14 protein-coding genes are annotated in these 22,024 nt (G+C 69.9%); 10 read left to right on the top strand and 4 right to left on the bottom strand.

The features are described from left to right. The first annotated feature begins 43 nt into the window (after positions 1-43). The 3 genes from VGC13_RS22720 to VGC13_RS22730 all read left to right on the top strand — a co-directional run bounded on the left by VGC13_RS22720 (position 44) and on the right by VGC13_RS22730 (position 6,058). Positions 44-1,108, top strand: a complete 1,065-nt coding sequence (locus VGC13_RS22720; protein ID WP_331127588.1) for a GGDEF domain-containing protein — start codon at positions 44-46, stop codon at positions 1,106-1,108. Between the two features lie 459 nt (positions 1,109-1,567). Next, a complete protein-coding gene (locus VGC13_RS22725) occupies positions 1,568-2,818 on the top strand; it encodes an FAD-dependent oxidoreductase (RefSeq protein WP_331127589.1) in 1,251 nt (416 codons plus the stop codon). 246 nt (positions 2,819-3,064) lie between these two features. Further along, the gene (locus VGC13_RS22730; protein ID WP_331127590.1) at positions 3,065-6,058 is read left to right on the top strand and encodes a PAS domain S-box protein; all 2,994 of its coding nucleotides are present in this window, start codon (positions 3,065-3,067) and stop codon (positions 6,056-6,058) included. A gap of 1,070 nt (positions 6,059-7,128) precedes the next feature. Here the strand turns inward: VGC13_RS22730 and VGC13_RS22735 are convergent. Continuing rightward, on the bottom strand, positions 7,129-8,040 hold the full coding sequence (locus VGC13_RS22735; protein ID WP_331127591.1) for a VOC family protein: 912 nt from the start codon (positions 8,038-8,040) through the stop codon (positions 7,129-7,131). 342 nt (positions 8,041-8,382) lie between these two features. On the opposite strand from VGC13_RS22735, the gene VGC13_RS22740 reads away from it, so the two are divergent. Together VGC13_RS22740 and VGC13_RS22745 are read left to right on the top strand one after the other, a co-directional pair. Continuing rightward, positions 8,383-8,715 carry a hypothetical protein gene (locus VGC13_RS22740; protein WP_331127592.1) on the top strand — a complete coding sequence of 111 codons (333 nt, stop codon included), beginning with the start codon at positions 8,383-8,385 and terminating at the stop codon, positions 8,713-8,715. 15 nt (positions 8,716-8,730) lie between these two features. After that, the gene (locus tag VGC13_RS22745; RefSeq protein ID WP_331127593.1) at positions 8,731-8,952 is read left to right on the top strand and encodes a hypothetical protein; all 222 of its coding nucleotides are present in this window, start codon (positions 8,731-8,733) and stop codon (positions 8,950-8,952) included. Positions 8,953-9,085: 133 nt separating this feature from the next. Here VGC13_RS22745 and ppdK read toward each other — a convergent pair whose 3' ends face one another. Beyond that, on the bottom strand, positions 9,086-11,779 hold the full coding sequence (gene ppdK / locus VGC13_RS22750) for a pyruvate, phosphate dikinase (protein ID WP_331127594.1): 2,694 nt from the start codon (positions 11,777-11,779) through the stop codon (positions 9,086-9,088). A 1,089-nt stretch (positions 11,780-12,868) separates the two neighbouring features. Here ppdK and VGC13_RS22755 point away from each other — a divergent pair. The 4 genes from VGC13_RS22755 (at position 12,869) to VGC13_RS22770 (ending at position 16,122) form a co-directional block, all read left to right on the top strand. Continuing rightward, positions 12,869-13,558 carry a tetratricopeptide repeat protein gene (locus VGC13_RS22755; RefSeq protein WP_331127595.1) on the top strand — a complete coding sequence of 230 codons (690 nt, stop codon included), beginning with the start codon at positions 12,869-12,871 and terminating at the stop codon, positions 13,556-13,558. Between the two features lie 25 nt (positions 13,559-13,583). Then, the gene (gene lgt, locus VGC13_RS22760; protein WP_331127596.1) at positions 13,584-14,588 is read left to right on the top strand and encodes a prolipoprotein diacylglyceryl transferase; all 1,005 of its coding nucleotides are present in this window, start codon (positions 13,584-13,586) and stop codon (positions 14,586-14,588) included. 196 nt (positions 14,589-14,784) lie between these two features. Next, positions 14,785-15,732 (top strand): cation diffusion facilitator family transporter, encoded by a 948-nt coding sequence (locus VGC13_RS22765; RefSeq protein ID WP_331127597.1) that lies wholly within the window; start codon positions 14,785-14,787, stop codon positions 15,730-15,732. A gap of 153 nt (positions 15,733-15,885) precedes the next feature. Continuing rightward, on the top strand, positions 15,886-16,122 hold the full coding sequence (locus tag VGC13_RS22770) for a hypothetical protein (protein WP_331127598.1): 237 nt from the start codon (positions 15,886-15,888) through the stop codon (positions 16,120-16,122). 90 nt (positions 16,123-16,212) lie between these two features. Here the strand turns inward: VGC13_RS22770 and VGC13_RS22775 are convergent, their stop codons facing one another. Both VGC13_RS22775 and VGC13_RS22780 read right to left on the bottom strand, forming a co-directional pair. After that, the gene (locus tag VGC13_RS22775) at positions 16,213-16,971 is read right to left on the bottom strand and encodes a hypothetical protein (protein WP_331127599.1); all 759 of its coding nucleotides are present in this window, start codon (positions 16,969-16,971) and stop codon (positions 16,213-16,215) included. 533 nt (positions 16,972-17,504) lie between these two features. Beyond that, entirely contained in the window at positions 17,505-17,867 is a 363-nt protein-coding gene (locus tag VGC13_RS22780) for a co-chaperone GroES family protein (RefSeq protein WP_331127600.1), read from the bottom strand. Positions 17,868-18,784: 917 nt separating this feature from the next. Here VGC13_RS22780 and acnA point away from each other — a divergent pair. Beyond that, on the top strand, positions 18,785-21,727 hold the full coding sequence (gene acnA, locus VGC13_RS22785) for an aconitate hydratase AcnA (RefSeq protein WP_331127601.1): 2,943 nt from the start codon (positions 18,785-18,787) through the stop codon (positions 21,725-21,727). Positions 21,728-22,024 lie beyond the last annotated feature (297 nt).

Consider the following 22,024-nt stretch of genomic DNA (forward strand, 5'->3'; position numbering starts at 1 on the left):
TTTGCTGATGCCGGGCGACTTCCGGAGGAGAGGAGCGAACGGAGTGGACAGGACCCACAAGCAGCGGGGACTGGCGCTGGGCACCAGCGGGCTTGCGCTGGCGGTGGCGGTGATCGCGCTGATGAACGCCATCTGGTTCGTGGAGGTGACGGCCCATGAATGGGTGGTCATCGCCGCCGCCTGCGCGCTGACCGTGGGCGGCTCGTGGGTGCTGCTGCAGGCGGCGCCCCGGCTGTGGGTGCGGTGGGATCCGCACTTCGTGCTGGTGCCCATGATGGCGGTGGCCGCGCTGCTGTCCGTGTTCATCTGGGCGGCGGACGAGATCCGGCTGCTGCTGCTGGTGATCTGGCCGGTGGTGCTCATCTTTCTGTCGGGCTACGCGGGGTTCGTGACCGCCGCGCTGCTGAGCGGAATGATGACGGCGGGGTACCTGGCCGCCGTGGCGCTGGCGGCCCCGCACGGGGTGCGGCCGGAGGTGGAGCTGATCCTGGCGGTGGTCTTCTTCATCACCAACCTGTTCGCGGGGATCGTGCTGGGGCGCATTCGCCGCCAGCGCCTGGCCCTGGCGGCGGCGCGGGCAGAGCTGGCGCGGCTGGTGTACACCGACCCGCTGACGGGGCTGCCCAACCGCCGGCACTTTTCCGAGCGGTTCGAGATGGAGGTGGCGCGGGTGGCGCGCTACGGGGGCAGCTTCAGCCTGGCGGTGGTGGACTGCGACCACTTCAAGAGCTACAACGACCGCCACGGCCACCCGGCGGGCGACGATGCGCTGCGCGAGCTGGGCTTTCTGCTGCGCGAGCAGCTGCGCACCAGCGACTCGGTGGCGCGGCTGGGCGGCGAAGAGTTCGCGGTGCTGATGGTGGGCGCCGACCCGGCGACGGCGGCCGCGGTGGCCGAGCGGCTGCGGCAGCGCGTCGCCGGCCACACCTTCGGCGCCACGGCCGACGCGCTGACCGTCAGCATCGGCATCGCCAGCGCGCCGGAGGACGCGGACACGCCCGAAGCGCTCTTTCGCCTGGCGGACCAGGCGTTGTACGCCGCCAAGGCCCAGGGCCGCGACCGCGTCGCCGTCACCGAAGCGCTCACGGGATCGCTGCGGGGCCGGTAGCGCCCCTCACGCTCCGGCTCCAGGAGCGAATGAATTCGCCGCTGGAAAGTCGCAAAATCCGCCTTCGCGGATTGTGGCCGCCAGTTCCGGACGCGCCGACCAATCACCAGCATCCCGACAGTAGATTCCTCGGTCGCGCCACAGCCCGGTGGTTCGGCCGCCTTTCGTGCGGCGCTCCCTCGGAATGACAGTCCGGGGTGTTCGGAGAGAGATGCGGCGCGTTCGTCCTCACGCCCATCCGCCCATCCGCACATCCGCACATCCGCACATCCGCACTCACGCACTCACGCACTCACGCACTCACGCACTCACGCACTCACGCACCCCTTCACCCCTTCACCCCTTCACCCGCTCACCCCGCCACCCCTGCCTCCCCGCTGGCACGCCTCCTGACACACCCTCCCGCCCCGGCCCGATCTTCCATCGGCGCCGAGCCACGCATGACCGAAAGACCCGAGAATGATTCCCTCGCACGCGGACGCGGCGGACCGGGTGGTGGTGATCGGCTTTACCTGGTCGCCCCGCTCGCACGAGGTGCGCGACTTCCTTGCGCGCAGCCGCGTGCCCTACCTGTTTCGCGACTTCGAGACCAACGAAAAGGCCCGCGCCCGCGCCGACGAGCTGGGCGTGGGCGCGGACCGGATGCCGCTGCTGGTCTTTGGCGACGGGACGTGGCTGGCGGACCCCACGGACCAGGAGCTCGCCGAGCAGGTGGGGCTGAGCACCGAGGCCGAGTCGCCGTACTACGACCTGATCATCGTGGGCGCGGGGCCGGCCGGGCTGGCGGCGGCGGTGTACGGCGCCAGTGAGGGGCTGCGGACGGTGCTCATCGAAAAGGAGGCGCCCGGCGGGCAGGCGGGGATGAGCTCGCTGATCGAGAACTACCTGGGCTTTCCAGACGGGGTGGGCGGCAGCGAGCTGGCCGGGCGCTCACTGCGTCAGGCGGAGCGCTTTGGCGCGGAGGTGGTGGTGCGGCGCGAGGCGGTGGGGCTGCGCATCGACGAGCCCAATCGTGTGGTCACGCTGGACGACGGCGAGGAACTGCGCGCGCAGGCCGTGCTGCTGTCGCTGGGCGTGTCGTGGCGCATGCTGGAGGCGCCGGGGTGCGACCGGCTGATCGGGCGGGGCGTGTACTACGGCGCGGCGGCGGCGGCCATCCCCACCTGCCGCGACCGCGACGTGTACCTGCTGGGCGCCGGCAACAGCGCGGGGCAGGCGGCGCTGTACCTGGCCCGCTACGCCAAGTCGGTGACGATGGTGGCGCCCGAGGCGGACTTCGCGGAGAAGATGTCGGAGTACCTGCTTTCGCGCGTCAGCAAGCTCCAGAACGTGCACCTGCGGCCGGGCGCCAAGGTGATCGAGGCCGAGGGGCACGACATGCTGCAGACCATCACCATCGAGGACGTGGAGACGGGGGCGCGCGAGACGGCGGAGACCAGCACGCTGTTCGTGTACATCGGCGCGGCGCCGCAGACGGAGTGGCTCAAGGGCGCCGTGGCGCTGGACGACAAGGGCTTCGTGCTCACCGGCCGCGCCTGCTCGGACGAGGCGTGGGAGCTGGAGCGCCCGCGCTTTCTGCTGGAGTCCAGCCAGTCGGGCGTCTTCGTGGCGGGCGACGTGCGCAGCGGCTCCGTCAAGCGCGTGGGCGCCGCCGTGGGCGAGGGCTCCATCGCCATCCAGTTCATCCACGAGCACCTGCGCGGCCGGTAATCGCGCGCGTCCGCAAAAACAAAAGCGAGGGTGCAGAGGGGCAGAGAACGGCCAGAGGAACAGAGGACGACGGACATCCCTCTGCTCCTCCGGCTTTGTCTGTCCCTCTGTACCCCCACGTTTTTGCGGCAGCGTTCGGCAAACGTCGATCTGACCGGGGCCGCCAGATTGCGTTCGGGCGCAAAATGCGCGAGCTTTCGGGTTGCGCTGCTCCGTCCGCGCGCCGCAGGTCGATCATCATCCCCCATGCATACCGAACTCGCCGCCGCCGCCGAAGAGCTGGGCATTCTCTTCGCGCACAACCCCGTGCCCATGTGGGTCTTCGACCCGGGCACGCTCCGCATCCTGGCCGTGAACCAGGCGGCGGAGCGGCAGTACGGCTATTCCGCGGACGAGTTCCTGTCGCTTACCCTGGCCGACATCCGCCCCCCCGAGGAGATGGAGCGGGTGTACGCCGCCGTGCACGACCCGCGCGACGGCGGGGTGCTGGTGCGCGGCGAGTTTCGCCACCGCCGGCGCGACGGAAGCCTGCTCGACGTGGAGATCACCACCCAGGAGGTCCCCTTTGGCGGCGCCACGGCGCGCGTGGCGATGGCGGTGGACGTCACGGGACGGCGGCGCGCCGTGCAGCGGCTGGAGGCGCTGCACGCCGTGACCGCGCGGCTGGCCACGGCGCTCACCCCCGGCGAGGTGGCCCAGGCCGTGGTGAGCGAAGGCGTGGCGGCGCTGGGCGCGCGGTCCGGCGCCGTCGCCCTGCTGGACGCAGCCCGGGGCGAGCTCCACATCGTCCAGGCGGTCGGCTATCCGCCGGAGGCCATGGAGCGCTTTCGCAGCATGCCGCTGGCCACGGACTTTCCGCTGACCGAGGCGGTGCGCCTTGCCGAGCCCATCTTTCTGGCCGACGCGGCGGCGCGCGCCGAGCGCTACCCCGCGCTGGCGGACCTGCGCCGGGCCAACGGCGGCGGCGCCATGGCGGCGGTTCCGCTGCTGGTGGGCGGCGCGCCCATCGGCTGCATCGGCCTCAACTTTCCCGAAGGCTTCGTGCTGGGCGACGAGGAGCGGGCGTTCGTCCTGTCCCTGGCCGGCCAGTGCGCGCAGGCCATGCACCGGGCGGGGCTGTACGAGGAAGAGCGCCACTCGCGGATGGTGGCCGAGCGGCTGCAGGCGCTGACGGAGGGCTTTTCCGGCGCGGCGACGGAGGCGCAGGTGGGCGCGGTGGCCATGCGGCAGGGCGTGGCCGCGCTGGGCGCCTACGCCGGCGTGCTGGCGCTGCGGACGGAGGATGGGGACGAGCTGGAGCTGCTCTCCTCCATCGGCTACCCGGAAGAGGCGTGCATGTCGGTGGGGCGGCGCTGGCGGATGGACGCGTCCATCCCCATCGCCGAGGCCACGCGTACCGGTGAGCCGGTGTTCCTGGAGTCGCCGCGGGCGTGGGCGGCGCACTTTGGCGGGGGGTACACGCCGCCGGCCGGCAGCGCCAGCCAGGCGTGGGCGGCGGTGCCGGTGGCGCTGGAGGACGGTGGGCGCGGCGCGCTGCTGTGGACGTACGACCGGCCGCGCCGCTTCGACCCGCGCGAGCGTGCGCTGATGCTTTCCATCTCCCGCCTGTGCGCGCAGGGGCTGGACCGGGCGCGATTGTTCGAGGCCGAGCGCCGCGCCCGGGCCGAGGCGGAGCGGCTGGCCGTGGCGCTGGACGGGGCGCGCGAGGCGGCGGAGATGGAGAGCCGGCGTCTGGCCACGGTGCTGGACGCCATTCCCATCGGCGTGTGGATGGCGGATGCCACGGGGCGCGTTACCGACGTGAACCGCGCCGCGCCGGACATCTGGGGCGAGGCGCCCATGAGCGCGGGGGTGCAGGAGTACGCCGCGTACCGCGCCCGCTGGCCCGAGACGGGGCAGCCGGTGCAGCCGGAGGAGTGGGCGCTGGCGCGCGCGGTGTCCAGGGGCGAGGTGGTGGTGGGCGAGCGGGTGGAGATCGAGCGCCTGGACGGGTCGCGCGGCTTCATCCTGAACTCCGGCGCGCCCATCCGCGACGCGGACGGCACCATCGTCGGCGGGGTGGTGGCCGCGCTGGACGTGACCGAGCGGATGCGCGCCGAGGCGGAGCGCGACCGTGCCCTGGCGCAGGCCGAGGCGGTGCGCGACCGGCTGCGGCTGGTGTTCGAGCAGGCGCCCGTGGCCATCGTGCTGCTGCGCGGGCCGGAGCACGTGGTCGAATCGGCCAACGCCCGCTACGTGCGGCTGCTGGGGCCGGTGCGCCAGGCGGCGCAGCTGCTGGGGCTGCCCGTGCGCCGCGCGCTCCCGGAGCTGGCGGGGCAGGGCTTCTTCGAGCTGCTGGACCGGGTGTACGCCACCGGCGAGCCGTTCGTCGGCACGGAGGTGCCGGCCCGCCTGGACCGCGACGGCGACGGGGTGGCCGAGGAGGCGCTGTACAACTTCGTCTACCAGCCGCTGTTCGCGGCGGACGGGGCGGTGGAGGGGATCTGCGCCATCGGCGTGGACGTGACGGACCTGGTGCAGGGGCGGCGGGCGGCGGAAGAAGCCAACCTGGCCAAGAGCCAGTTCCTGGCCACCATGAGCCACGAGCTGCGCACCCCGCTCAACGCCATCGGCGGGTACGCGCAGCTGCTGGAGATGGGGATCTTTGGCCCGGTGACGGAGCCGCAGCGCGCGCAGCTGTCGCGCATCCAGCGCAGCCAGGAGCACCTGCTGGGCCTCATCAACAGCGTGCTGAACTTTGCCCGCATCGAGGCGGGGCGCGTTCAGTACACGCTGGAGGAGGTGCCGGTGGCGCCCGCGCTGGCCGAGGTGGTGGAGTTCGTCCTGCCGCAGGCGGGGGAGCGCGGCGTGGCGGTGGAGGCGGTTCGCTGCGAGGCCGGCCTGCGGGTGCGCGCGGACGCGGAGAAGCTGCGCCAGGTGATGCTGAACCTGCTTTCCAACGCGGTCAAGTTCACGCCGGAGGGCGGATCGATCTCCGTCTGGGCGGATGCGCGGCCGGACGGCCTGGCGGCGGTGCGGGTGCGCGACACGGGCGTGGGGATCGCGCCGGACCGCATCGGCGACATCTTCGATCCGTTCGTGCAGGTGGGGCGGCGGCTGAATTCGCGCGACGAGGGCGTGGGGCTGGGGCTGGCCATCTCGCGCGACCTGGCGCGCGGCATGGGCGGCGACCTGACCGTGGAGAGCGCCCCCGGCCACGGCGCCACCTTCACCTTCACCCTCCCGCTCGCGGACGGCTGATCCGTCCCGCCCTAAAAGACGGCGTCCTCCCGAATCCGCGTCATCCCGAATCCGCGGACCCACCTGTCATTCTGAGGAAGCGCCACCCCTGGGCTCGCGTGAAAGCCGCGGAGCCCGTTGGCGCGACCGAAGAATCTCCCTCCCCTCGCGCGGAACCCCGTCCCGGGCATCGCCCGGGAACCTTCCGCTCGCGGACGGCTGATTCGCGGATCCCTGAAAGACAGCCTCATCCCCAATCCGCCGACCCACCTGTCATTCTGAGGGAGCGCCACCCCCTGGCCTCGCGGGAAGGCGCGAAGCCCGTTGGCGCGACCGAAGAATCTCCTGCCCCTCGCGCGGAGCCCCTCCCGGGTATCGCCCGGGAACACCTCGTGACGTAAAGATCCTGCCGTTTCCGACAAAGATTCTTCGGTCGGCGCCACACTCCTGAGCAGAAGGAGGGTGCTGCGTGGCGCCTCCCTCAGAATGACAGCTTGTCAGGTCTGGTTTACACAAAACCCCGGAAAACACCTGTCATTCTGAGGGAGCGCCCACCCCGGAATTCCGGGAAACCGCGGAGCCCGTTGGCGCGACCGAAGAATCTCCCTCCCCTCGCGCGGAGCCCCTCCCGGGCATCGCCCGGGAACACATCGTGACGGAAAGATCCTGCCGTTCCCGACAAAGATTCTTCGGTCGGCGCCATGCTCCCGGGCGAAAGGAAAGCACCGCGCGGCGCCTCCCTCAGAATGACAGGTTTTGTCAGGTCTGGTTTAAACAAACCCCGGAAAACACCTGTCATTCTGAGGAAGCGCCCACCCCGGAATTCCGGGAAACCCGCGAAGCCTGTTGGCGCGACCGAAGAATCTCCTTCCCCTCGCGCGGAGCCTCTCCCGGGCATCGCCCGGGAACACACCGTGACGGAAAGATCCTGCCGTTTCCGACAAAGATTCTTCGGTCGGCGCCATGCTCCTGAGCAGACGGAAGGTGCTGCGCGGCGCCTCCCTCAGAATGACAGGTTTGGCTTAGCTGGCAAAACGGAGTCAGCGGAGTTTTTCTCCGCTGACTCCGGTGTGAGACCAATTTGTTGACGGTCAGCCCGCGGCGACGATGCGGACGGCGGTGCCCCAGGGGTCCAGCGTCAGCCAGCCGCCTTCGGTGCGCGTGGCCGGCTGGCCGGCGGATTCCAGGCTGCGGACGGCGGCGTCCGCGTCGGCGGGGCGGGGAAGGATGATCTCCCAGTCCAGCAGCTTCGCGTCGTTCTCGCCCCCCGGGGTGGCGCCGGCGCCGGCCCAGGTGTTCAGCCCCAGGTGGTGATGGTAGCCGCCGGCGGACAGGAACAGCGCGCCGGGATAGCTCCACACCACCTTGTCGAGCCCCAGCGCCTGGTGGTAGAACGCCGCAGCCTGGCCGATGTCGCCGACGTGCAGGTGCACGTGGCCCATGGTCGTCCCGGCCGGCATTCCGCTCCACGGCTGTCCCCCCGCGGCGCGGACCAGGCTGGCCAGGTCCAGCGGCCGCGTGTCCATCGCCAGCTGGCGCTGCGCGTCGTAGCGCCACGTGGCGCGGGGACGGTCGGCGTAGACCTCGATCCCCAGCCCGTCTGGGTCGTTCAGGTACAGCGCCTCGCTCACCAGGTGGTCGCTGGCGCCCGCGCGCTCGCCCACGCGCGCCAGGTGCTGGACGAAGCGGCCCAGCGCCGCGCGGTCCGGAAGCAGGATGGCGAAGTGGTACAGCCCCAGCCGCCCCCGCCCCGGCGCCGGCGCGGCCCCCCGCCGCTCCACCAGCTCCACGAGCACCGAATCGTCCCCGTGCGGGCCCAGCGTGGCGCCCTCCGCCGTGCGGTCGAGCACGCGCAGCCCCAGCACGTCGCCGTAGTACGCCAGCGAGCGCTCCAGGTCCGCCACCTGCAGCCGCACGCGGCCCAGCCGCAGCGCTCCCGGCAGGCGGTATCCGTCCGGCGCGATTCCGTATTCCTCGCGGGCCGCGGTCGTCACGTCGCTCATCGTACACTCCCGATCAGTGTGAACCTCGAATTTATCCGTTGCAACGATTATCGTCAAGCGGAGCAGGTGGATGCATCCCATGTCCGTCCCAGGTGTGGAGCGGGTGACCCATCTCTGCGTATGGCAGGTAGATGCATCTGTTTTCCCCCATCCACCCAAGTGCCTGGAGCTGAAACGTTTGCATGGTGAGATCCTGATCCGCCACCGCTGGGCACTTCCTCTGCTACGGGGCCAGTTGCCGCCGGCTGCTGGACCTGCCGCGGTGCATCCCCAATCCGCCGCCGTATCCCGCGAATCTCCGGCCGTGGCGGCGGACCCGTCCATCCCTCGGGAGGAAGCGAAATGGCCTGCAATCCCTGCGAGACCAGCTTCAGAAGCGCCACGTCGGTGGTGGTATCCATCGTCAAGTCCGGCACTGCCGCGACCTTGTGGGTGAACAACCAGGGGCGCAACATCGTGCACCTGCGCCGCATCCTCGTCTGCTCCAGCTCGGGGAGCACGTTCTACTTGCGCCCGGCCCCGTCCGGCATCACCTGGAGTGGACCGGAGTACCTGGAGCCCGGCATGACCGCGCAGTACTACAGCTGGACGCCGTCCGCGGGGAGCGAAGTGCAGGCGCAGGCGGAGTACACCGAGATCGACGGGCGCAGCCGCAGCTGCTCTGAACAGTTCTAAGGGGAGATGACGACGATGAAGCACTACAAGGCCAGCTTCAAGGGCAGCAAGTCGCCGGAGGAGATCGAGCGCGCGGTGGGGCGGGGCGGCGGGCTGATCACCCGCATCGACGTGGGCAGGGGCGAGACGCACGTGTACTTCAGCGGCGGCGAGGGCCACGGCAGGAACCTGGGCGCCCTGGGCGTTTCCGGCGAGCCCGGCGAGGTGCGCGAGGACGAGGCGAGCAAGCTCGGCTGAGGCGCGCGGCCAAAAAGGCGGGGGTACAGAGGAGCAGAGACTGGCAGAGGAACAGAGGAAAACGGAAGATGCGCGTCTCCCGTTTTTCCTCTGGCTTTTCTCTGTTCCTCTGTACCCTCCCCGATCTTTTTCCTCAGTCCGCCGCGACCGCCTCGACTTCTTCGAGCGACGGAGCGGCGGGCTCGGGAGCGGCGGCGGGAGTGCGCGACGGGTCCTTGAGCGCGGCGTGCGCGGCGGCCAAGCGCGCCACGGGGACGCGGTAGGGCGAGCACGAGACGTAGTTCAATCCCGCGCGGTGAAAGAACTCCACCGAGCGCGGGTCGCCGCCGTGCTCGCCGCAGACGCCCACCTTGAGGTCCGCCTTTACGCCCCGCCCCAGCCGCGTCGCCATCTCCACCAGCTGCCCCACGCCGTCCAGGTCCAGCGTCTGGAACGGGTCGTCGGGCAGCACGCCGCCCTCCACGTACGACGGCAGGAACCGCCCCGCGTCGTCGCGCGACAGCCCGAACGTGGTCTGCGTGAGGTCGTTGGTGCCGAACGAAAAGAACTGCGCGTGCGCCGCGATGCGGTCCGCCGTCAGCGCGGCGCGCGGAAGCTCGATCATCGTCCCCACCAGGTAGTCCACCGTGGTGTCGCACTGGTAGAAGACCTCTTCGGCCACGTGGTCGATGATCTCTCGCTGGCGCCGCAGCTCCTCGGCCGTGCCCACCAGCGGCACCATGATCTCCGGGCAGACCCGCACGCCCTCCTTCTGCACGTTCACCGCGGCCTCGAAGATGGCCTGCGCCTGCATCCAGGTGATGTCGGGGTAGCTGATCCCCAGGCGGCAGCCGCGGTGGCCCAGCATGGGGTTGGACTCGTGGTGCGCTTCCACCCGCGCTCGCAGCTTGTCGGGGTTCTGCTTGAGCTTGCGTGCCAGGTCCTTGATCTCGGCCGGGCCGTGCGGCAGGAACTCGTGCAGCGGCGGGTCCAGCAGGCGAATGGTGACGGGAAGCCCGTCCATCGCCCGGAAGATCCCCTCGAAGTCGGCGCGCTGCATGGGGAGCAGCTTGGCCACCGCGATGGCGCGGGCGCCGCCGCCGTCGGCCAGGATCATCTCGCGCACCGCGTCGATGCGGTCGCCCTCGAAGAACATGTGCTCCGTGCGGCACAGCCCGATCCCCTCGGCCCCGAAGCGCCGCGCCACGGCCGAGTCGTTCGGCGTATCCGCGTTGGTGCGCACCCGCAGGGTGCGGACGGCGTCGGCCCACTCCATCAGCCGGCGAAAGTCGTCCGTGGGCTCCGGCTCCACCGTGGGCACCCGCCCCAGGATCACCCGCCCCGTGCTGCCGTCCAGGGTAATCCAGTCGCCCTCGTGCACCGTCACGTCGCCCACGGTAAAGCGGCGGCGCCCCTCGTCCATCACCAGCTCGCCCGCGCCGGCCACGCAGCACTTGCCCATCCCCCGCGCCACCACCGCCGCGTGCGACGTCATCCCGCCGCGGCCGGTCAGGATGCCCTGCGCCGCCACCATCCCGTGAAAGTCCTCGGGCGACGTCTCGCGCCGGACGAGGACCACGGGCTCGTGCGGCCCCCGCTCCGCGGCCTCGTCGGGGTTGAAGACGACGACGCCCGACGCCGCGCCGGGCGAGGCGGGGAGCGCGGTGGTCAGCACGTGCACCTTGGCGTCGGGATCCACCATGGGGTGAAGGAGCTGGTCCAGCTGCTCCGGCTCCACCCGCAGCACGGCCTCTTCGGGGGTGATGCGCCCCTCGTCCACCATCTCCACGGCAATGCGCACGGCGGCGCGGCCGGTGCGCTTGGCGTTGCGCGTCTGCAGCAGGTACAGGCGGCCCTTCTCGACCGTGAACTCCAGGTCCTGCGCGTCGCGGTAGTGGTCCTCAAGCAGCTTCGCCGCCTCCAGGAACTGCTCGTACGCGCCGGGAAGCGCCTGGGCCATCCCGTCGATGTGCAGCGGGTCGCGGATGCCGGCCACCACGTCCTCGCCCTGCGCGTTCACCAGGAACTCGCCGTACAGCCGCCGCTCGCCCGTGGACGGGTCGCGGGTAAAGGCGACGCCGGTGCCGCTGTCGTCGCCCATGTTGCCGAACACCATGGAGCACACGCTGACCGCCGTGCCCAGGTTGTCGCTGATGTTGTTGATGCGGCGGTACGCCTTGGCGCGCGGCGTTTCCCACGAGTTGAAGACGGCGTGGATGGCGCCCCACAGCTGGTCCTGCGGCTCCTCGGGAAAGTCCTTCCCCGTCTTTTCGCGTACCAGCGTCTTGAACTCGCCCACCAGGTCGCGCAGGTCCGAGGCGGGGAGGTGCGTGTCTTCGCGCACGCCGCGGCCGTGCTTCTTTGCCTCCAGCAGGCGCTCGAACAGGTCGGCGTGCACACCCAGCACCACGTCGGCGTACATCTGCACGAAGCGGCGGTAGCTGTCGAAGGCGAACCGCTCGTCGCCGCTCTCCGCGGCCAGCGCCGCGGCGGTGGTGTCGGTAAGGCCCAGGTTCAGGATGGTGTCCATCATCCCCGGCATGCTGAACGCCGCGCCGGAGCGCACGGAGACCAGCAGCGGCGACGCGCCCCCGCCGAAGGTCTTTCCGGTGGCCGTCTCCAGCCGCTCCAGGGCGCTCTGCACCTGCTCGCGCAGCCCGTCGGGGTACTTTCCGGCGCGCAGGTACAGCCGGCAGACCTCGGTGGTGATGGTGAAGCCGGGGGGCACGGGAACGCCGATGCGGGCCATTTCGGCCAGCCCGGCGCCCTTGCCGCCCAGCAGCTCCTTCATGTCCTTGCTGCCTTCCGTCTGTCCCGCGCCAAAGAAATAGACGTACCGGTCCGCCATGGGCTCGTTCGCTCGGGTGTGGTGTTCGCTTGCTGGATGCTGTGGATCGGCAGGAGTCGGGCGCGACCGCCGGGTGCCCGCGCGCGGCCTATGGCAATATTGGCGCCGATGCGGGGGTGCGAAAGTGCGTGAGTGCGTGAGTGCGTGAGTGCGGGAGTGGTGGCTGCGCGGAGGGATCAGCTTCGGCGCGACCCGCGGGCGCCCCCTCCGCTCGCTTAGGCTCGCACCTCCCCCAAGTTTGGGGGAGGTTGGGCGTGGGCAGGATCACGGCGGTTCGAACAGGATCGAGCTGTGTCCGCGGACTTCCCCCCATCGTGCCGGCCTGCCGAAGCGCGATCGAATTCTCCCCTCTCCGTGAGGAACGAACGGGGAGGGGCCGGGGGAGGGGCCCCCCGTCGGGCGCCAGTTCGATGCGCTTCGTCGATCCGCCACCATCAGCAACCCAACCTCCCCCAGCAGTTTTGGGGGAGGTGGCGAGCCTAAGCGAGCCGGTGGGGGCGCTTGCGGGCGCAGCGCAATCCCGTCCGGAGCACGATCGAATTCTCCCCCTTTTCCTGCTCCGCGGGGAGAGGGGGGGGCCGCCCCCGGACGCAGTTCGATCCCCGTTCGCCGAGTCCCGATCTCTCGGCAACCCAACCTCCCCCAGCAGTTTTGGAGGAGGTGGCGAGCCTAAGCGAGCCGGTGGGGGCGCTTGCGGCGCAGCGCAATCCCGTCCGGAGCACGATCGAATTTTCCTTTCCCCCATGCAGTTTATGGGGGAGAGGCCGGGAGAGGGGGGCCGCCCCCGGACGCAGTTCGATCCCCGTTCGCCGAGTCCCGATCTCTCGGCAACCCAACCTCCCCCAGCAGTTTTGGGGGAGGTGGGCGAGTAATGCGAGCCCGGAGGGGGCGCCGGCCGGATGCACCGCGTCCGCCGGAGCGGAGACGGAGTTCCCCGTCCACCCCGCCCGGTTGACCAAGGGCCAGGAAGGGGATAGCTTTACGCGTTTCTGCGCGCGCCGGAGCCCCGGCGTGCGCGTGCTTTTGTTTTCCGCCGATTCCGGGCGGCCCATCCGCCGCCCTTTCTCCAGCACACCTCGAGGGACCCGCATGGCATCGTCCACCGTCGCCCGTTCGCGCCAGACGCACAAGCTCGACTCCGATGACGCGATGGCCCTGCGCGCCGCCGAGCTTTCGCAGTGGGCGCGCCGCAACGCCCGCATGATCATCGGGATCGCCGCGGTGGCGCTGGTGGTGGTGGGCGGCCTGCTGGTCTGGAAGTACTCGCAGGCCGAGAAGCGCGCCGTCGCGGGCGAGCGGCTGCTGTCGCTGGCCGCCAACCCCACCCTGGGCACCGCCGCCGGCACGCGCGAGATGGAGCAGTTCATCCGACAGTACGACGGCACCCCCGAGGCCGACGAGGCGCGCCTGATGCTGGCCAAGTCGCTGCTGGACCAGGGGCAGCCCCGCCCGGCCACCACGCACCTGAACAAGGTGGCGGGCGGCCGCTCGCAGCTGGCCGTGCAGGCGCTGATGATGCTGGGCTCCACGCACGCCCAGGCCGGCGACCGCGCCGCGGCCATCCGCGCCTACCAGCAGGCCGCCGACAAGGCGGGGATGAAGTACCAGAAGTTCGAGGCGCTGGGCCAGGCCGCGCTGCACCACGAGGCGGGCGGCAACTGGAAGGCCGCGGCCGACATCTACCGCGGGCTGCTGGCCGAGAGCGAAAAGGGCTCGCAGCAGGCCACCATCATCGAGATGCGGCTGACGGAGGCCCTGGCGCACACCGGCGGGCAGTAGCCGCACCGCCTCCGCCGCCCCGACGGTGGATTTCAACGCGGCCCCGCTGGGGCTGATGGAGATCCCGTTTCCCCGGATCGACCCGGTCGCCCTGCACCTGCCGGGCGGCTTTCCGGTCCGGTGGTACGGGATCATGTTCATGGTGGCGTTCGCGTCCGGCTACTTCATCCTCCGGCGCCTGGCCCGCCGCGGCTTTCTTCCGCTTTCGCCCGACAAGGTGGGCGACCTGGTGTTCGCGCTGGTGGTGGGCGTGATCCTGGGCGGGCGGCTGGGCTACATCCTCTTCTACGACTTCGCCTCGTTCGCGGCGAACCCCGCGCGCATCATCCGCATCTGGGAAGGCGGCCTGGCCTTTCACGGGGGGTTCGCGGGCGCCATCGCGGGCGGCTGGTGGTTCGCGCGCCAGCACGGCGTTCCCTTTCTGCGCCTGGGCGACTGCATCACCCTGGGGGTTACGCCGGGGATCTTTGCCGTGCGCATGGCCAACTTCATCAACGGCGAGCTGTACGGCCGCGTGACCACCGACGCGGTGCCGTGGGCGGTGCGCTTTCCCACCGATCCCATCGCCATGCGGCTGACGGGCGCCGCCGCCGGGCGCACCATGCGCGAGCGCGAGCTGCTGCTGGAGCGCGCGTACCAGACCGGCCTGTGGGACCAGGTGGCCCCCATGGTACCCCTGCGCCATCCGTCGCAGCTGTACGAGGCGCTGGCCGAGGGGCTGCTGCTGGGCCTGGTGATGTGGGGGCTGTACACGTGGAACCGGCGGCGCGGGCGCGACCTTGCGCCGGGGACGTACGGCGGCGTGTTCGTGCTGGGCTACGGCCTGCTGCGCTCGCTGGTAGAGCTGTTCCGCCAGCCCGACGCGCAGTTCACCGACGCGGGCGATCCGGTGGGTACCGTCCTGGGCCCGCTGACCATGGGCCAGACGCTCAGCCTGGCGATGATCGTGCTGGGGATCTTTCTGATCGTGCGCGGCGTGCGGATCGGCGCCGGGCCGGCGGCGGAGCCAGAGGAAGTACCGAGTACCTAGTGTCGAGTGCCGAGTACCTAGTTTCGAGTGCCAAGTGCCTAGTGCCGAGTGCCGAGTACTGCGGATGCACCCCGGCACCTGTCGCTGCGCACTAGGTACTAGGTACTAGGTACTAGGTACTAGGTACTAGGTACTAGGTACTAGGTCACCAGGTACCTTCACCCCAAGCGCTCGACTCTCGCCACGATCCCTCCCCATGGCCGGACATCACCACCACCACGGACATTCCCACGCCCACGGGCACTCCCACGGCGTGGCGTCCGCGCGCAACCGCAAGCGGCTGGCGTGGACGCTGGCGCTGGCGGCCGTGTACATGGTCGCGGAGCTGGTCGGCGGGCTGATGAGCAACTCGCTGGCGCTGCTGGCGGACGCGGGGCACATGCTCAGCGACGTCGGCGCGCTGGCGCTCTCCCTGTTCGCGCTGTGGATGGCGCAGAAGCCGGCCACCGACCGGCGCACCTACGGCTACTACCGCACCGAGATCCTGGCCGCGCTGGCCAACGCCGCCACGCTCATCGCCATCTCGGTGCTGATCTTCGTGGAGGCCGTCAAGCGCTTCTACGCGCCGGAGCCGGTGATGGGGCTCACGGTGATGTGGATCGCGGCGGGCGGGCTGGCGGTGAACGTGGTGGGGCTGATGGTGCTGCACGGCGGCAGGGACGACAGCCTGAACATCCGCGGCGCCTGGCTGCACATGCTGACCGACGCGCTGGGAAGCGTGGGCGCCATCCTGGGCGGCGTGGCGGTGTGGGCGTTCGGGTGGATGTGGGCCGATCCGGCGGTGTCCGTCGCCATCGCGGTGCTGGTGCTGTACTCGTCGTGGCACCTGCTGCGCGACAGCGTGGGCGTGCTGCTGGAGGGCACGCCGCCGCACATCGACCTCGAAGCGGTGCGCGGGGCCATGCTGGACGTGGAGGGGGTGGAAGAGGTGCACGACCTGCACGTGTGGACCATCACCAGCGGGCTGGACGCCATGAGCGGCCACGTGGTGGTGGGCGAGCGCGCCCTGCGCCGCGAATCGGGCGAGATCCTGTCGGACCTGCACTGCATGCTGCACGACCGCTTCGGCCTGCACCACCTCACCATCCAGATCGAGCCGCGCAACTTCGAAGAGCAGCGCTGCGTTCCGCTGGCGGGGTTCTGATCCCGATTCCGCAATCCGCAGTGCGTCTGGACGGCGTGGCGGGTTGAACTCTGCGTTCAGATCGCCGATCGTGGGGAGCGGCCCGCGATCGCGCGGGTCTTCGGCTCATCCCGATCGTGTCATCGCGTATCCAACCCCCTCCCAGAGGCCTCCGTGAAGCTCAGGCTGCGCATCGAAGACCTGGCCGTTGCCTCGCTCAAGGCGGACTCCGCGCCGGACGCGCTCGGCGGCACCGTCGCCGCACATGCATCCGACCCCGACAGCTGCTCCCCGATGGTGTGCGACTCCGGCGTGGAGAGCTGTATCGGCACCTGTGTGCACGAAGAGACCTGCGGCCTGTCGTGCACCTTCACCTGCATCCCCGCCCACTGCAGCGGCGAAGCGTCCTGACCGGTCTTGGCCGGATGCGGAACGGCGCGGAAGCCATGGAGGCTTCCGCGCCGTTTTTGCATCATCCGAAGACGATCCCTGACCGGACGGTCACGCCGGCTGCAGCACCTCGGCGGGTTCGGACCGGGGGCGCGCCACGGAGGGACGCTCCTCCACCCGGGCCAGGCGCTCGCCGCGGCGACGGCGCATCAGGCGCACGTAGCGAATGGTGAGCGCCACCGCCAGGAACTGGCCCAGCGAGATGGCCCACAGCTGGCGCCACGGCTCGGGCAGCAGCATCAGCACGTTCCCCGAGAACGACGCCACCGCCCCGAAGTACGCCCCGATCATCTTCACCAGGTGCTCGTACAGCCACAGGTCGGGCGAGAAGGGAAAGCCCAGCGGGCGCATGAAGCGGTACAGGTCGTACCCCGCGTACATCATGGTGCCGCTGCCCATGGCGTAGAACATCACCACGTTGCGGCCCAGCATTCCCATCGACGCCATCGCCACCAGCGTGGCGCCGGTGGCGAAGGTGGCGCCGGCGACGGCCCAGTCCGCCAGCTTCGCGCGGTCGGCCGCGCGCAGGTCGGGGCGCTTGCGGCCCAGCACGCGCCACCCCGAGAACAGGCACACCAGCGACGAGGCCGTCAGGCCCACGAAGTACGCCTTGGGACGGATGACGGTGAGCAGGATGGCGCTGACCAGCGCCACGCTCAGGCAGATCAGGAACACGCGTCCCGAGCTGCGGTGCACCTTGCCGGGGGCGCCCACCGGCTTGCGGGCCAGCAGCGCCACCATGCCCACGGCCACCGCCACCGTGCCGACGGCAATGTGGAGGATCAGGAGGGGAGTACGAACGTCGAACATCGGAGAACCTGCACTTCGCGGAGGGGGTAAAAGGAAGGAATCAATCAATATACGACAAATTCGCGTAAACGGAAGTTCCCATCCCCCGGCGCGTCTCCGGAACGCGCATCTTTCGTTGCCGCAACACAAGAAAGCGTCTTGCATTCGTCCGGCGCGCGGGCGGTCACTCCGCAGTGCGTGCCGATTGCGCCGAACGGTTGGCCGCAGTCCCTGGACGGGCCGTGGAGCCCATGGGACGAGGAGCCGATGGTGGAGCCACCGGAGGATGGGCGTCGCGAGCGGCTGTACGCGGCCCGCGGGGAAGCCGCCAGCGATCCGGAATACGTGGCCGAGATGGCCGAATTCGACCGCGGCTTCGACGTCGCTGTCGCGGAGGGCCTGGTGACGAACGGCAGGTGTGGTGAACTCGGCTTCGGATCGGCTGCGGGGCCAGGCCTGGATGACGAGAGCGGCGCGAGGATGATTCTCGCGCCGCTCGGCCATTCTCCCCGGGCGCCGTCTCTCCGGGCGCCGTTCGATGCGTGCTCTCCGGCTCAGGGAAGCGGAAGGCGGTCGCGGATCAGGAGGAGGATGGCGTTGTGGGGGACGATCTGGTACTTGTTGGCGTCGATCTCCACCTCGACGGCGGGGGCCTTGAGAAAGATGGCGAAGTCGCCCTTCTGCGCCTGCAGGGGAACGTAGCGAAGCTCGGTGCGGGTGCGGCCGCTCCACGGCTCGCCGTCGGTGGCGGCTTCGCCCAGGGGATAGCCGGGGCCGGTGTTCACCACGTAGCCGCTCATCACCTCGTCCTTCTGCTGCACCCCCTGCGGCAGAAACAGGCCGGACGGCGTCTTGTTGGTTTCTTCTTCCGGCTTGATCAGCACCTTGTCGCTGATCAGGATCACTTCGCGGCTCATCCGGATATCATCCACGCTCGTCTGCGCTTGCGTCGGTTTCTCCCGGGCGCCCGCCGGGATTTCGGGTTGCGGATGTACGATAACGCACCGGCCCCCGTTGCGCACGCGGCGCGGGGGAGCGTGAGTGCCGGGAGGGGCTGGCGGCAAGGCGGCAAGGGCGAATGAATTCGCTGCAACAACCACACGAAGGCCGCCTTCGCGGACTGGAGGCCGTGGTGCGGGGGCAAGTGCCTGCCGCGTGGGTGGCTGAGAATGTGTTCAAGAATCCGACGCTGCGCATCCAGGCAGATCCACCAGCGCTGTCATTCCGAGGCCCGGCCACGCCGTAGCTGCTTTCACACCAGGGGTTGCAGGGCCGAGGAATCCCCTGTCGGATTTGCTGGAGGGCAGACGCGGTAGCACGTGCCTGCTTCGCGGCTACGACACGGGCGGACAGGGCCAGTGCCGGAGCGGTGCGGCGGGGCACCAGCAGCAGACAGTAGATTTCTCAGTCGGCGCGCAGGATTTCGTGCGAGCCCGATGGTGCGGTGTGGCGCCTCCTTCGAAATGACAGACGGGCGCGAGCGCAGGGGATTCTTAGACGCACTCTGAGAGGACGTGGCCAACGCCGTGGACCGTCCGAAGCGGGATCGAATTCTCCCCTCTCCGTGAGGAACGAACGGGGAGGGGCCGGGGGAGGGGCACCTCGCGGGCGCCAGTTCGGTTCTGTCCGTCGAGCCTCGTTCCCTCGGCTCCGGGCGAATCGGGGCGTGCGACGAAAGGTGCAGGGGATTTGCATGTGCGGCGACTTTCCGGCGGGGGCGCGAGGGGCTAAACTGTCGCCTGCAGGCGTCTCGCGGCGCGGGTGGTGCGGACGGGTGCGTGCGGGCGGCGGGGACGCCCCTATTTCCTAAGGATACCGGGACAGGAGACCGTTGATGAGCAACAGCTTCGGGGCACGCTCCACGCTGGGCGTGGGCGGCCGCGAGTACCAGATCTACCGGCTGAACGCGCTGCAGGGTGAAGGGGTGGACGTGAGCCGCCTGCCGTACTCGCTGCGCATTCTGCTGGAAAACCTGCTGCGCACCGAGGACGGCGTCACCGTGACGCGCGACGACATCCTCGCCCTGGCGCGGTGGAACCCCAAGGACCCGCCCGACCGCGAGATCGCCTACACGCCCGCGCGCGTGGTGCTGCAGGACTTCACCGGCGTCCCCTGCGTCGTGGACCTGGCCGCCATGCGCGACGCCATGGCGGCGCTGGGCGGCGACCCGGCGCGCATCAACCCGCTGCAGCCGGTGGAGCTGGTCATCGACCACTCCATCCAGGTGGACGCATTCGGCACCGCCGAGGCGTTCGAGCAGAACGTGGAGCTGGACTACCAGCGCAACGCCGAGCGCTACGCCTTTCTTCGCTGGGGGCAGCAGGCGTTCCAGAACTTCCAGGTGGTGCCGCCCAACACCGGCATCGTGCACCAGGTGAACCTGGAGTACCTGTCGCGCGTCGTCTTTTCCACGGACGAGAATCCCAACCTGGCAAAGGGCGAGAACGGGCTGCCGCTGGCGTACCCCGACACCTGTGTGGGCACCGACAGCCACACGCCCATGGTGAACGGGCTGGGCGTGCTGGCCTGGGGCGTGGGCGGCATCGAGGCCGAGGCCGCCATGCTGGGCCAGCCCATCAGCATGCTGATCCCCGAGGTGATCGGCTTCCGGCTCGAGGGCGAGCTACCCGAGGCGGCGACGGCCACCGACCTGGTGCTCACCGTCACCGAGATGCTGCGCAAGAAGGGCGTGGTGGGCAAGTTCGTGGAGTTCTACGGCCCCGGCGTGGCGTCGCTGGCGCTGGCGGACCGCGCCACCATCGGCAACATGTCGCCGGAGTACGGCGCCACCTGCGCCATCTTCCCGCCCGACCAGGTGACGCTGGACTACCTGCGCTTCACCGGCCGGCCGGAAGAGCGCATCGCGCTGGTCGAGGCGTACATGAAGGAGCAGGGGCTCTTTCACAGCGCCGACAGCCCCGAGCCCATGTTCAGCGACACGCTGGTGCTGGACCTGAACACGGTGGAGCCCAGCATCGCCGGCCCGCGCCGCCCGCAGGACCGCATCCCCCTCAGCAAGGCCAAGAAGGCGTTCGCCGAGGCGCTGCCGGATCTGATCCCGGCCGGCGGCCCGGCGCCCAAGTCGCAGAAGGACGCCGCCAACGCCGACGTGGGCGCGGGCACCGACAAGGTGGGCGTGTGGGGCGAGGGCTCGGGCAGCGGCGAGGCGGCGCAGGAGGCCGCCAACGCGTCGCCCTCCGGCGGCGCCGAGCAGATCGGCCACGGCTCCGTGGTCATCGCGGCCATCACCAGCTGCACCAACACCAGCAACCCATCGGTGATGATGGCGGCGGGGCTGCTGGCCAAGAAGGCGCGCGAGCACGGGCTTACCCGCAAGCCGTGGGTCAAGACGTCGCTGGCGCCGGGGAGCAAGGTGGTGACGGAGTACTACGAGAAGAGCGGCACGCTGCCGTACCTGGAGGAACTGGGCTTCAACGTGGTGGGCTACGGCTGCACCACCTGCATCGGCAACTCGGGGCCGCTGCCGGAAGAGATCGCGAAGGAGATCCAGGACCGCGGGCTGGTGGCCTGCTCGGTGCTCTCGGGGAACCGCAACTTCGAGGGGCGCATCAACAGCGACGTGCGCGCCAACTTCCTGATGTCGCCGCCGCTCGTCGTCGCCTACGCCATCGCCGGGCGCATCGACTGGGACCCGTACAACGAGCCCATCGGCGAGGACGCCGAGGGGCGGTCGGTGTTCCTCAAGGACATCTGGCCCACCACCATCGAGGTGCAGAGCGCCATCCAGTCGTCCATCGACAGCGCCATGTACGCCCGCAGCTACGGCGCGGTGTTCGAGGGCGACGACCGCTGGAAGAGCATGCCCGTCCCCGCGGGCAACCGCTTCGAGTGGGCGGATGATTCCACCTACGTGCGCCAGCCGCCGTACTTCCACGACATGGCGCACGACGCACCGGCCACGGTAAGCGACATCACCGGGGCGCGGGCGGTGGCGCTGCTGGGCGATTCGGTGACGACGGACCACATCTCGCCGGCCGGGTCCATCAAGAAGGACTCGCCGGCCGGCAAGTACCTCATCGAGCACGGGGTGGACGTCCGCGACTTCAACTCGTACGGCGCCCGCCGCGGCAACCACGAGGTGATGATCCGCGGCACCTTTGCCAATGTGCGCATTCGCAACGCGCTGGCGCCGGGGGTGGAGGGCGGATTCACCACCTACTTCCCCGACGACGAGATCACCACGATCTACGACGCGGCCATGCGCTACCAGCAGGACGGCACGCCGCTCGTGGTGCTGGCCGGCAAGGAGTACGGCAGCGGCTCGTCGCGCGACTGGGCGGCCAAGGGGCCGTACCTGCAGGGGATCAAGGCCGCCATCGCCGAAAGCTACGAGCGCATCCACCGCAGCAACCTGGTGGGGATGGGCGTGCTGCCGCTGCAGTTCATGCCCGGCGAAAACGTGGAGTCGCTGGGGCTGACGGGGCGCGAGACCTTCGACGTCCAGGGGGTGACGGAGGTGATCGGCAGCAACCTCGCCACGCGCGAGGTCACCGTCGTCGCCACGGCCGAGGACGGCGGGACCCGGGAGTTCCGCGCGCTGGTGCGCATCGACACGCCGCAGGAGGTGCTGTACTACCGCCACGGCGGCATCCTGCAGTACGTGCTGCGCCAGCTGCTGAGCGGCAAGGAAAAGCCCGAGGCGGTGTCGCCCGCCGTCACCTCCGCGCCCGTCACGCAGCGCAAGGCCGACGACGAGAGCAAGGTAACCGAGGGCTCGATCGAGTCGTTCCCCGCCAGCGACCCGCCGGCGTACTGAACGGCGGAGTGCGAGCGTGCGAAGGTGCGAGAGTGCGAACGTGGCGCTCTCGCACCTTTCGCGTTTCATCCCGGATCCGCAAAAAGACTTGTCTCGCGCAGAAGAAGCAGAGTGGCTTCCTCTGCGTGATACCGAATCCGGGAAAACGACGCCTTCATGGGTACAGAGGAACAGAGTCAGACAGAGGAGCAAAGATGATATTCAGCTCGCTTTCTCTGTCTGACTCTGTTCCTCTGTACGATGATTCTTTTTCAGGATCTGGTATGTGGCGATTCTTTTCCGGAGCAGGTGATCCGG

Origin of the sequence: Longimicrobium sp., assembly GCF_036399255.1 — a bacterium.
GTDB lineage: Bacteria > Gemmatimonadota > Gemmatimonadetes > Longimicrobiales > Longimicrobiaceae > Longimicrobium.

Coding starts and splice junctions, on each gene's coding strand:
- VGC13_RS22725 (WP_331127589.1), top strand. CDS start 1,568: ATGATTCCCTCGCACGCGGACGCGGCGGACCGGGTGGTGGTGATCGGC.
- VGC13_RS22730 (WP_331127590.1), top strand. CDS start 3,065: ATGCATACCGAACTCGCCGCCGCCGCCGAAGAGCTGGGCATTCTCTTC.
- VGC13_RS22735 (WP_331127591.1), bottom strand. CDS start 8,040: ATGAGCGACGTGACGACCGCGGCCCGCGAGGAATACGGAATCGCGCCG.
- VGC13_RS22740 (WP_331127592.1), top strand. CDS start 8,383: ATGGCCTGCAATCCCTGCGAGACCAGCTTCAGAAGCGCCACGTCGGTG.
- VGC13_RS22745 (WP_331127593.1), top strand. CDS start 8,731: ATGAAGCACTACAAGGCCAGCTTCAAGGGCAGCAAGTCGCCGGAGGAG.
- ppdK (WP_331127594.1), bottom strand. CDS start 11,779: ATGGCGGACCGGTACGTCTATTTCTTTGGCGCGGGACAGACGGAAGGC.
- VGC13_RS22755 (WP_331127595.1), top strand. CDS start 12,869: ATGGCATCGTCCACCGTCGCCCGTTCGCGCCAGACGCACAAGCTCGAC.
- VGC13_RS22765 (WP_331127597.1), top strand. CDS start 14,785: ATGGCCGGACATCACCACCACCACGGACATTCCCACGCCCACGGGCAC.
- VGC13_RS22775 (WP_331127599.1), bottom strand. CDS start 16,971: ATGTTCGACGTTCGTACTCCCCTCCTGATCCTCCACATTGCCGTCGGC.
- VGC13_RS22780 (WP_331127600.1), bottom strand. CDS start 17,867: ATGAGCCGCGAAGTGATCCTGATCAGCGACAAGGTGCTGATCAAGCCG.
- acnA (WP_331127601.1), top strand. CDS start 18,785: ATGAGCAACAGCTTCGGGGCACGCTCCACGCTGGGCGTGGGCGGCCGC.